This is a genomic window from Cernens ardua, from assembly GCF_051251085.1.
In the GTDB taxonomy this organism is placed as follows: Bacteria; Pseudomonadota; Gammaproteobacteria; order Pseudomonadales; family Halomonadaceae; genus Cernens; species Cernens ardua.
Map to the genome: position 1 here is coordinate 171,820 of NZ_JBPCZH010000005.1, position 12,027 is coordinate 183,846.

At 51.4% G+C, this 12,027-nt stretch carries 8 protein-coding genes; 3 read left to right on the plus strand and 5 right to left on the minus strand.

The features are described from left to right. Positions 1-186: 186 nt before the first annotated feature. Positions 187-1,047 (minus strand): LysR family transcriptional regulator, encoded by an 861-nt coding sequence (locus tag LMG33818_RS10180; protein WP_442323274.1) that lies wholly within the window; start codon positions 1,045-1,047, stop codon positions 187-189. Between the two features lie 211 nt (positions 1,048-1,258). Here LMG33818_RS10180 and aldA point away from each other — a divergent pair, with 211 nt between their 5' ends. Further along, positions 1,259-2,704 carry an aldehyde dehydrogenase gene (gene aldA, locus LMG33818_RS10185; protein WP_442323275.1) on the plus strand — a complete coding sequence of 482 codons (1,446 nt, stop codon included), beginning with the start codon at positions 1,259-1,261 and terminating at the stop codon, positions 2,702-2,704. 144 nt (positions 2,705-2,848) lie between these two features. On the opposite strand, the gene LMG33818_RS10190 is transcribed toward aldA, so the two are convergent. The 4 genes from LMG33818_RS10190 to LMG33818_RS10205 all read right to left on the minus strand — a co-directional run bounded on the left by LMG33818_RS10190 (position 2,849) and on the right by LMG33818_RS10205 (position 8,245). Further along, positions 2,849-4,507, minus strand: coding sequence for an ABC transporter ATP-binding protein (locus tag LMG33818_RS10190; RefSeq protein WP_442323276.1), 1,659 nt, complete (start codon positions 4,505-4,507; stop codon positions 2,849-2,851). A gap of 11 nt (positions 4,508-4,518) precedes the next feature. Then, positions 4,519-5,442 (minus strand): ABC transporter permease, encoded by a 924-nt coding sequence (locus tag LMG33818_RS10195; protein ID WP_442323277.1) that lies wholly within the window; start codon positions 5,440-5,442, stop codon positions 4,519-4,521. 132 nt (positions 5,443-5,574) lie between these two features. Continuing rightward, positions 5,575-6,501: an oligopeptide ABC transporter permease OppB gene (oppB, locus tag LMG33818_RS10200; protein WP_442323278.1), complete on the minus strand. Its 927-nt coding sequence runs from the start codon at positions 6,499-6,501 to the stop codon at positions 5,575-5,577. Between the two features lie 175 nt (positions 6,502-6,676). After that, on the minus strand, positions 6,677-8,245 hold the full coding sequence (locus LMG33818_RS10205) for a peptide ABC transporter substrate-binding protein (RefSeq protein ID WP_442323279.1): 1,569 nt from the start codon (positions 8,243-8,245) through the stop codon (positions 6,677-6,679). 510 nt (positions 8,246-8,755) lie between these two features. On the opposite strand from LMG33818_RS10205, the gene prfB reads away from it, so the two are divergent. Continuing rightward, positions 8,756-9,854, plus strand: a protein-coding gene (prfB, locus tag LMG33818_RS10210; RefSeq protein ID WP_442323280.1) for a peptide chain release factor 2 whose coding sequence is annotated in 2 segments (ribosomal slippage) — positions 8,756-8,830 and positions 8,832-9,854 — 1,098 coding nt in all. Because the reading frame shifts where the segments join, the coding sequence is not laid out codon by codon here. A gap of 529 nt (positions 9,855-10,383) precedes the next feature. Further along, positions 10,384-11,931, plus strand: a complete 1,548-nt coding sequence (gene lysS, locus LMG33818_RS10215; protein WP_442323281.1) for a lysine--tRNA ligase — start codon at positions 10,384-10,386, stop codon at positions 11,929-11,931. The last annotated feature ends 96 nt before the right edge of the window (positions 11,932-12,027 follow it).

Consider the following 12,027-nt stretch of genomic DNA (forward strand, 5'->3'; position numbering starts at 1 on the left):
TAACCGGCCGACCTGCTGTTCTCACTAGCCCGCTCTCAACGGCCTGTTATTAATGTTCGGTTATCGATGTTTATGCAGAATGTCTGAATTGACGGTTCGGTTTGGGGTAGCCACGATAATTGAAGATGATTGCTCTTGAGATTGATCGTTTTTGAGAATGATGGTGCTTAAGCTATGGCGGAAATATCATGCTGCTGCTATTGCGACATTTTCGATCAGCGCTTGCAGCAGGGGAGAGTCTTCATTTTTACGCCATGAAAAATAGAGGTCAGTATTGCCGGTTTCCCCCAGGTCATGCACCTTGATCGCGCTGCGGTCCTTAATCGTATTCAAATAGGTTTCCGGTACCCAAGCAGCCCCTGTGCCTCCACTTACACAGGCTAGAATGACATGGTAGGACTCCATTTCGATCACATTGGGCGATACCAGTCCACCTTCTCTTAGCCACTCATCCAGCTTCAACCGATAGGAACAGTTACGCTGAAAACCGTAGATATCCAGCCCTTCAAGCTCGCTGGAGCGGGTAATGGTCGGTTGATGTGTATCTGTCACCAATACCAGTCGCTCACTGTAGGCATACTGGCTAATAATACCGTCCGCATTGATCGGACCATCATTGAGCACGACATCCAACCGTTTATTCACCAGCTCATCACGCAGTATTTCGGAAGGTGCTTGTCTCACAAACAGGCGTGATTTCGGAAAATGCTCGCGTACCTTGCCAATGGCCGTCGGTAAATAGGTATCCAGCGCCACATCCAGAGCTCCCAGGGAAATATGATCACTTTGTTTTGATTCATGCATCATTCGCTGGATGCGGTCAAACATGGCGATTAATTGATCGACCTGATGCAGTAATCGTTCACCAGCCGGCGATAGCGTCAGACGATTCCTGATCCGCAGGAAAAGTGGTTGCTCAAATGCTTCTTCCAATTGATGAATGCGTGTCGTGATACTGGACGGCGCACGATGCAATTGCTTGGCTGCCGCTGTCACAGACCCTGTGTGGGCGACTGCCTGAAATGTTCTTAATTGATTGATATCCATATCGTTCTAAATATCCAAATATATTATTTGAAACTTTCAAATTCATAAAACTATAGTGTGCTTCTATACTGCCTGTAAACCTGAATAAACACCCATGCATCGACGATTCAGAATGCTGTTGTCAAAGCATGAAAAATGATGGTGTGAGTGTCTGGTATGGTTTTCTTTATAGAAGTTTCCATCAATACGTTTAACTTTAAAGGTGCATAATTTGTCTACTGAACGTTATCAGAACTACATCAATGGTACTTGGGTAGCGCCTTCTTCCAATGAATGGATGGACGTGGTTAATCCGGCAACGGGGGAAGTCTTTGCACAGGTAGGTAAAGGAAACCAGCAGGACCTGGAAAACGCGGTAGCGGCAGCAAAAACAGCCTTCGATTCATGGCGCCGTGAAACGGCAGAAGCTCGTGCAGATTACCTATATTCACTGGTTGAGCTGATCAAACGTGATAAGGAAAAACTGGCGAAAGCCGTGACAACCGAAATGGGTAAAACCTTGAAAGAAGCTCGTGTTGAAATGGACTTCGCGGCAGGGTTGTTGCGCTATGCAGCGGAAAATGCGCGCCGTATCGAAGGGGAAATTATTCCCGGTAGCTCTCCGGATGAAAAAATACTGATCGATCGCGTTCCCCGTGGCGTGATTGGCGCTATTGCCGCATGGAACTTTCCCGTAGCGCTGGCAACCCGCAAAATCGGCCCGGCCATAGTGGCAGGTAATACCATTGTGCTTAAACCCTCTGAGCTGTCTCCAGTCAGTAGCATATTATTGGCGCGTTTGATTGAAGAAGCCGGCATTCCCAAAGGCGTTGTCAATATTGTGAATGGCGATGGTCCGGGTGTGGGTGTGCCTATGGTAGATCATCCCGATGTGCCGCTGATCACGATGACAGGTTCAACGCCTGCGGGTAAGAAGATCATGGAAGCCGCAGCGAAGAATCTCAAGGAAGTACGCCTTGAGCTGGGCGGTAAGGCACCCTTCATCGTGATGGATGATGCGGATGTTGACCGTGCAGCCGATGCAGCCGTGGCAGCGCGTTTCATGAATGCGGGGCAGGTATGCACATGTAATGAACGTACCTATGTTCACGAAGCGGTGTATGATGAATTCGTGAAGAAGGTGTCCGAAAAGATCAATGCCCTGAAAGTGGGGTCACCGCTGGATGCTTCCTCTGATATGGGACCTAAAGTAACGCTTCAGGAAGTCGAGAAAGTTCAGCAGATGGTCGACAAGGCTGTAGAGCAGGGAGCCAAAGTCGCCATCGGCGGTAAACGGTTGACGGGGGCTGATTACGACAAGGGCTTCTATTATGCGCCTACACTGCTGACCGGTATTCAGCAGGAAATGGACATCGTTCATAACGAAGTCTTCGGGCCTGTTATGTCTGTTCTCAAAATCAGCAGCTTCGATGAGGCACTGAAATATGCGAACGACAGCAGCTATGGCTTGTCTGCGTATCTATTCACCAGCAGTCTGGATAATATCCTGCGCATGTCACGTGACCTGGCGTTTGGCGAAGTGTACGTCAATCGCGGTGGGGGCGAAGCACCTCAGGGCTTCCACCATGGCTATCGCCAAAGTGGCCTTGGTGGCGAAGATGGTCAGCATGGCCTTGAAGCCTACGTTGAAACCAAAACCATTTATCTTAATAGCTGATGATTGTGGCCGCTATTTGCAAGGATTGATGGTGTAAGAGGGGGATGTTATTGATCGTCCTGTATGGAAAAGGGAGAGCCAAAAGGCTCTCCCTTTTTGTCTTTTTGTGGGGTATAAGTAGGTGTGAAGAACATGAGCGCTTTTTCAAGCAGTCTCGGGTTCATCTTCCACTGTCAGAAACGCAGCGTCGATCAGGTTGCGAGTATAATGTTCCCGAGGGTGAGAGAATATCTGCTCCGTGGTGCCTTGTTCTACCACCTGCCCCTCTTTCATGACTACCACTTCATCAGCCATTGCTCTAATAACCGATAGATCATGACTGATAAAGATATAGGTTAGCCCATATTTCTGTTGTACGTCTTTAAGCAGATTCACTACCCGCACCTGAACAGAACGATCGAGCGCTGAGGTGGGCTCATCCAGCAAGAGAAATTCAGGTTTCAGTACCAGCGCCCGTGCAATGGCGATACGTTGCCTTTGCCCACCAGAGAACTCATGAGGGTAGCGGTTACGCACGGATGGGTCCAACTGGACCTCTTCGAGCACCTCGGTAACACGGTCGCTACGTTCTCGACGTGTCATTTCTGGAAAATGGACTTTCAACCCTTCACTAATGATCTCTCCCACATTCAGGCGGGGGGAAAGTGAGCCATAAGGGTCTTGGAAGACGACTTGCATCTTCTTGCGAAGTGGTCTCATCTGCTTTTTGTTGAGCGCTTCGATATCCACTTGATCGAAGGAGATATCCCCTGTGCTTTCCAGCAACCGAAGCAGGGCACGGCCAAGGGTGGATTTGCCTGAGCCTGACTCGCCGACAATGCCGACGGTTTGCCCTTTTTTGACATTCAGGCTAATTCCTTTAACGGCCTCAAAATAGTCGTTTTTTCTGAACCAATGCTTTTGTGTCAGGAAGCGTACGTGCACATCCCTGGCATTCAGTAGATCAGGGCTGGATGCGGGCACCGGTGATTTACGCCCCCGTGGTACGGCGTTCAGCAGCATGCGCGTATATGCCTGTTGCGGATGCGTAAAGACTGCCTCAACCGTGCCTTCTTCCACTTTTTTGCCGTGCTGCATAACACATACGGTATCAGCAAAGCGACGTACCAGATTCAGGTCGTGGGTAATGAACAGAATGGCCATTCCCACCCTGTTCTGTAGCTCTTTCAATAACGTCAGTATCTGCGCCTGAACGGTCACATCCAGTGCGGTTGTGGGTTCATCGGCAATCAGTAGCTCTGGCTCACAGGCCAACGCCATGGCGATCATCACACGTTGCCGTTGCCCCCCGGATAGCTCATGCGGGTAACCCTTGATGCGCTTTTCAGGCTCAGGAATACCGACCTGGGTAAGTAGCTCCACGACCCGTTCAGTTACTTTCTGGCGGGGCACTTTGTTGTGCCTGATCAGCACTTCGGCAATCTGTTTTCCGATACGCATCATCGGATTCAGAGAGGTCATCGGTTCCTGAAAGATCATGGATATCCGATTGCCACGGAGCTTCTGGATATCCTGTTCTTTCAACGTGAGCAAGTTCTGTCCATCGAAACGCGCTTCACCACTGACGTGTGCATTGCTGGAGAGCAACTGCATCAATGCGTTGGCGGTGACGGATTTACCCGAACCGGACTCCCCCACAAGTGCCATGGTGCTGCCACGTGCAATGGTAAATTGCATGTCATCAACGGTAGTGACTGCGCCATTGGGCGTATCGAAGGTCACATTGACACTGTTGGCTTCAAGCAAGGGAGTCTGAGCGGCCGGAATATTTGAGGAAGAGGGTGTATGGATACTGGAAGTCATGAATCATCTCCTCAACGTGTTTTTGGATCGAGCGCATCACGTAGCCCATCGCCCAAAAAGTTGAGGCAAAAAAGCGTAATGGCGAGGAACAGCGAGGGGAAAATCAGCATCCACGGGGCAGTTTCCATCATCTGTTGCCCTTGGGAAATCAACACACCCCAGCTGGTGAGCGGTTCCTGTACACCCAGACCAAGGAAGGAGAGCACGCTTTCCAACAAAATGACCTTGGGTACCGTCAGGGTAACGTAAATGATCACAGGCCCCAGCGTATTGGGGATCAAGTGGCGAGTGATAATGGTAATATCCTTTTCGCCCAGTGCCTGCGCGGCTTCCACAAACTCTTTGCGCTTGAGTGAAAGTACCTGACCTCTGACGATACGTGACATATCCAGCCACTCGACGGCGCCTATGGCCGCGTAGATCAGAAGGATATTGTGCCCGAATACCACCATCAGCAGGATAACCAGAAACATGAAGGGCAATGAAAACATGATATCGACGAAGCGCATCATCAGGGTGTCTGTCTTACCCCCCACATACCCTGCAATTGCGCCATAAAGTACGCCGATGATCAGACTGACGAACGTGGCAATCACGGCAACAGAGAGCGAAATACGCCCCCCGTACAGCGTACGAACCAGCAGGTCGCGGCCATTGGCATCTGTGCCGAAATAGTGCCCGTCAGCCAGTGAAGGCCCGGTCATGAAGTTGTTCCAGTCAACGTCATCCAGCCCCCAATGCAGGCACCAGGGGCCAATCACGCAGGTCAGAGCCATCAGTACCAGCAGTACAAGACTCACCATGGCTGCTTTGTTTTTGCGCAGGCGGCGCCATGCATCACGGGCAAGGCTGTCTCCCTTGATGGGCTTATCCTTTGATCGCTGACCGGTAGTCGCCCCGGCCTTTGTCGCTTTGGGATCTGTCGGTGTACTCATCAAACGTATCCAAATCCAGAGTGAATCGGCAGGGTATTTTGTGCAGATTCAGAGTGGTTCGTTATTCATGTGCAGACGAAGCTGCGTTATGTGTCATGCTGATGTTCGGCGTGCGCGCCGAGAGCACGTTTTTTATTCATCCAACGCAATCTGCGGGTCAATAAAGCCGTACAGAAGGTCGACCACCAGATTCATCAGAATAATCAACATGGCATAGAAGACGACGACACCCATGACGAGGGTGTAGTCACGGTTGAGCGCTCCCTGCACAAAGTAGCGACCAATACCGGGAAGACCGAAAATCTGCTCGATCACCACCGAGCCCGTAATGATGGCCGCGATGGCTGGCCCCAGATACGAGAGTACCGGCAGGAGCGCAGGGCGCAGGGCATGACGCAGGATAATCTCCATACTACTTAACCCCTTGGCCTTGGCCGTCTTGATGTATTGGCTCTCGATGACCTCGATCATGGAGGCACGCGTCAGACGGGCAATGGCCGCTATCTGCTGGATAGAGAGCGCAATAACGGGAAGAACGATATAGGCAATACCGCCATTCCCCCAGCCACCGGCCGGTAACCAGGCCAGAAAGACGCCAAAGACCAGCGCCATGATGGGCGCGAGTACAAAGTTGGGAATCGCAATGCCGCACAGCGCAATCCCCATGACAATGTAATCGATAACGGAGTTGCGTCGAATGGCTGCAATGATTCCCATGGGAATGCCGATGACCAAAGCCAGCAGCATGGCCCAGCTCCCCAGCTTCAGACTGACCGGAAACCCTTGTGCGATCAGGGCGGAGACAGAGGTATCCTTGTATTCGAAGGAGGGACCGAAATCACCATGCAGCAGATCCTTCATGTAATAAAGGTACTGTTGCCATACCGGTAAATTCAGGTGATACGCTGCCTTCAGGTTGGCTTCTATCTCGGGTGGGAGCTGTTGTGCATTGTCGAACGGCCCTCCCGGTGCCACATGCATCAGGAAGAACGAAGCGGTGATTACAATCAATAGCGTAGGAATGGCCTGGCCAATCCGGCGAAGAATATAGTTCAGCATAATCCTGCAGGTTTCCGCGGAGAGACAATCGGGAGCATTTTCAGGCCCTTCACAACTTCATCCATCCTTACGATGGATACAGGAAAAACCAGGGACACTCTCCCGGTTGAAAAAGCGGGGGAGTCGACTCCCCCTGTCATACGATATCGAAGGGATAAACGCATACCCTGAAGTATCAATTTCCCTTACTGACCCAACGCGAGGGGTGTATATCCAGCGCATTGTTATCCCATCCTTTCAGTTCAGGGCTCACCAGATTTCTTGCCGTATAAGTATAGATGGGCGCAAGCACAAACTGGGACGAAAACCGTTTTTCAGCCTGTTGAAGTAGATCGCGACGTTTCTGCGGATTCTGCTCAACATTGGATTCGGCAAACAGGTGGCGGAACGTGGGGTCCTGATAGTCGCCATAGTTATTGCCTACAGAATAGACCAGTTGCAGGAAGTTCTGCGCATCATCATAGCTGGAAATCCACGCTGCACGCCCTACCTGGAACTTGCCACGACGCAGGTTGCCATAATGCACATTCGGGTCAGTATTGTTCATCGTGACATTGACTCCCAAAGGCCGCCACATGGCACCGATCGCCACTGCAATTTCAGCGTTTTCAGCGCCTGAATTGTAGCTGACGGTCAGGTTCAGCGGTTGGTTTGGGCCATATCCGGCTTCCTGCAGTAGTTTCTTGGCAGTCGCCAAACGCTGCTGATCGTTATCCTGCAATCCAGGCTGCGGCTGTACCGTGTAGTCGCTTGTGCCCGGCGGGACAAGGCTATAAGCGGGTTTGACAGCGCCGTCCAGAAGGTGATCTGCAATCACGTTACGGCGAATGGCGAGGCTCAGCGCTTCACGGACCCGAATATCCGCGGTTGGCTGGCCTTTACGCATGTTGAACGTATAGTAATACGTGCCCAACGACGGTGTGATTTTCACTGCGTTTGGCGTGGCCTGTTTCAGGAAATCGTAGCGGGACGCAGGGAAATCACGCAGTACATCCAGCTCGCCCGCGCGAAAACGTGTGACGCCGCCGTCTCCCGGGGCGGGATAGTAATCCACGCCGTCCAGAGAGACCTCTTTTGCATCATAAAAGTCAGGGTTCTTGACAGTATCCAGTTCGGTGCCCGTGATCCATTTTGTTGGTTTGAAAGCACCATTCACGACGATATGAGACACATTGCTCCACTGGTCCCCGTATTTGTCCACGACATGCGCGGGCATGGGATAAAATGGGGGGAGTACCAGCATCTTGATAAAATAGGGTGCCGGTTCATTCAAATGAATAACCAGAGTATCGTTGTTGGGAGCAGAAACGCCCAGCGTATCAGGCTTGGCCTTGCCGGTAGCGATTTTCTGCGCATTCACGATCGGATAAAGACGCTCAACCCCTGTGGCTGCATTTTTCGGTGTAACGAAGTAGCGCATCCCATAGACGAAATCATGTGCCGTTACCGGTGTGCCATCAGACCATTTGGATGGGCGCAAGTGAAAGGTATAGGTTTTTCCACCATCGGAAATGTCCCAGTGGGAGGCCACACCTGGGATCAACTTGCCATCGGCTGATACACTCACAAGTCCTGTAAACAGATCCTGAAGGATATCCTCTTCCCAAACACCCCCGGTAATTTTGGCAGGACTCAATGACGCCGGGTCACCGATGATCCCGATATTCAGCGTGGCAGCCAGGGTTACACTGGGGAGGGCGAGGGCTGCCGTTATCAAAGAGGCTTTTATAAGAGTCGGCTTCATTTATGGGTCTCTTCTTATGGGTGGCGGTGCCTGGATATCATTATGTGTGTCATTGTTCCAAGCATATCAGTGCGTTGGGATAACTTCCTGCATTATATGAAATCAGAAGGTTATCAGAAACACAGGTTCATCAGGATGCAGCATTTTGTCTAAGGATTTGCCGGCTTACACCCGTCATGGCCCGTTCATTTTAATATCTGTCTATCCAGTTTCAGTATAGACGGTACTTTAACCCAATTCCTGCCCACCTTGGCTAGACAGGATTGTTCTTTCCTTATGAGTTATCTGTAACAGACGCTTTAGAGGGCAAACTGATTCGATAATTTCGGCTCAAGAATAAATAATTGCGTCAATAGTGTTGCCTCAGGATGACGCTAGCCCCTGTGATTGGCTACAATATGTCACCTTCAGGATTTTATGAAACATATCGACCAGAATTTATGAAATATACCCACCGTATGACGCTCATGCTTGTGTCGTTGACGTGTGGGTACGACAACGGACGTTATCATGAGAGAAATCAATCCCATTCAAAACCAGCTCAAGGACCTGGCCGAACGTGCCAACGTCCTGAGGGGGTATCTTTGACTATGCCGAAAAGAAGGATCGGCTGGAAGAAGTAAACCGTGAGCTGGAAAATCCTTCCGTCTGGGAAGATCCGGACTACGCGCAGAAGCTGGGCAAGGAACGTGCCCAACTGGATCAGATCGTCAGTACCATTGACGAGCTGGAATCCGGCGTTGGCGACAACGCGGAACTGCTGGAGCTGGCCGTTGCTGAAGACGACGAAGATGCCGTCGATGAAGTAGTGAATGAGCTGGACCGGATGGAAGCGCATCTGGCCAAGCTGGAATTCCGTCGCATGTTTTCCGGTGAAATGGATGCCAGCAACGCGTATCTGGATATTCAGGCAGGCTCGGGCGGTACCGAGGCGCAGGATTGGGCCAACATGCTACTGCGCATGTATCTACGCTGGGCCGAACATCACGGCTTTAGCGCTGAGCTGGTCGAAGTCAGTGCGGGTGAAGTCGCCGGTATCAAGTCTGCAACTGTACATATCTCCGGTGAATATGCCTTTGGCTGGCTGAGAACAGAGCTGGGTGTGCATCGTCTGGTGCGTAAAAGTCCGTTCGACTCTGGTGGGCGACGGCATACCTCGTTTGCATCCGTGTTCATTTCACCTGAAGTGGATGATGATATCGAAATTGATATCAACCCGGCGGACCTGCGTGTAGATACCTATCGTTCCAGTGGCGCGGGTGGTCAGCACGTCAATACGACGGATTCAGCCGTGCGTATCACACACGAACCCACCGGTGTCGTGGTCTCGTGCCAGACTGAGCGTTCGCAACACAGCAACCGTGACCGTGCAATGAAGATGCTGAAAGCGAAATTGTACGAACGCGAAGTCCAGGAACGTAACGCCGAGAAACAGAAGCTGGAAGACAGCAAGTCAGATATCGGCTGGGGAAGCCAGATCCGCTCTTATGTACTGGATGATGCCCGCATCAAGGATTTGCGTACCGGCGTGCAGTCCAGTAACTGCGAGAAAGTGCTGGATGGTGATCTGGACGACTTCATCGAAGCCAGTTTGAAACAGGGCCTTTAGGGCTTTGGCGCGGGCCCTACACGCATGCGTTTTCAAGGCATAAGCTTCATATGACCGTGCTGTGCATGATCATGCCGGGTATGTCTTGAGCATTGCCTCAACGCCGTATATTTGGTTTGAGACGTACATTTGGCTTGAATAGCCAGCCTGCTCTGACTTGAACACTCGGGGGCAGGCTGCCAATGGCATCAACACGTCGCTTTATGATGCTTCATACGTATCGTTTCAAATATGTCGTTCTTGAATATATTGTTCTTGAATATATTGTTCTACGTGTATAGCCATACATGACATGTACTGGATGCTCTTGCTTTTTCATTACTTCATGTATCGACATGCGTTATGTAGCAAATGTTTTCATGTGCCCAACGCGTCGTGTGCCGAGCGCGCCATATGTTGATCGCCATCGTATTGAGTGCGTGCCTGCGCTGAGTCGTGTCATACCACAACGACGACGGCGTTATCTTTATAATTTTTGTCAAACATCGTATTAGGGTGTTGAAGTAAACACCCCGAACAGGAAAACCCAATGTCATCCAAGGATCATACCTCCCAACATGCCGAGCACCCCGGTCAGGATACCGAGAATCATCTGATTCAGGAGCGTCGCCAAAAGCTTGATAAATTGCGCGAAGTGGCGTCCCGGGATGGCACCGGGGCTTTTCCCAATGATTTTCGCCGCGATAGCCTGGCGGCGGACCTGCAGGCAGAGCTCTCTTCGTTTGACAAGGAAGAACTGGAAGCGAAAGATCGCCACGCCAGGGTAGCCGGGCGTGTCATGCGCAAGCGCGGGCCTTTTATCGTGATTCAGGATTCCAGCGGCCAGATTCAGCTGTACGTTGATAAAAAAGGGCTGGACGAAGAGACGCTGGCTTCGATCAAAAGCTGGGATATCGGTGATATCGTGGGCGCCGAAGGCCCCGTCCACAAGTCCGGGCGTGGTGACCTGTATGTGTATATGAGTGAAGCGCGCCTGCTGACCAAAAGCCTGCGCCCGCTACCTGATAAATTCCATGGCCTGACGGATCAGGAAGCACGTTATCGTCAGCGTTATGTGGATCTCATCATGAACCCGGAAGTGCGCGATACCTTCCGTATCCGTGCTGGTGTGATCGCGGCGATTCGCCAATTCCTTTCACAACGCGGTTTCATGGAAGTTGAAACCCCTATGTTGCATCCGATCCCCGGTGGAGCAACGGCGCGCCCCTTCACCACGCATCATAATGCGCTTGATCTGGACATGTATCTGCGTGTGGCGCCGGAACTGTACCTGAAACGTTTGGTCGTTGGTGGTTTCGAACGCGTATTCGAAATCAACCGTAACTTCCGTAACGAAGGGCTTTCCACGCGTCATAATCCTGAATTCACCATGCTTGAATTCTATTGGGGATATGCGGATTATCATGATCTGATCAATCTTACGGAAGAGATGCTGCGTGAAGTGGCACAGAAGGTTCTGGGTCGTACCACGGTTATTCTTAATGAAGGTGAAGAGCACCAGATCGAACTGGATCTGGGGCAGCCCTTTGATCGCCTGACCATGCGCGATGCCGTGCTCAAGTATGCAGAGGATATTCGTGCAGAAGAGCTGGACACCCTTGAGAGCATCAAGGCGGCGGCTCAACGTAAAGGTGTGGAAGTACAGCCGACCTGGGGGCAGGGCAAGATTCTCTCGGAGCTGTTTGAGGCGGTGGCAGAACATCAGCTGATCCATCCGACCTTTATTACCGAGTACCCGGCCGAGATCAGCCCGTTGGCGCGTCGTAATGACCAACGCCCCGAGATCACTGATCGTTTTGAATTTTTCGTCGGTGGCCGCGAGCTCGCGAATGGTTTCTCCGAGCTGAATGATGCCGAGGATCAATCCGAACGTTTCAAGGCGCAGGTTGCAGAGAAAGATGCCGGTGATCTGGAAGCCATGTACTATGACGCGGACTACATTCGTGCGCTCGAGTACGGTATGCCGCCGACAGCAGGTGAAGGGATTGGTATTGACCGTCTGGTCATGCTGTTGACCAACAGTGCCTCCATCCGTGACGTTCTGTTGTTCCCGGCGATGCGTCCAGCGGCGGACTGAAGTCTCGTCATTAAGTGGTTTGCCGGTTCGTCGGAAAGCTACGTGTTCAATCACCCGCCCGTATCATGTTAAGTGATAGTTGTCGCATGTGAGGGG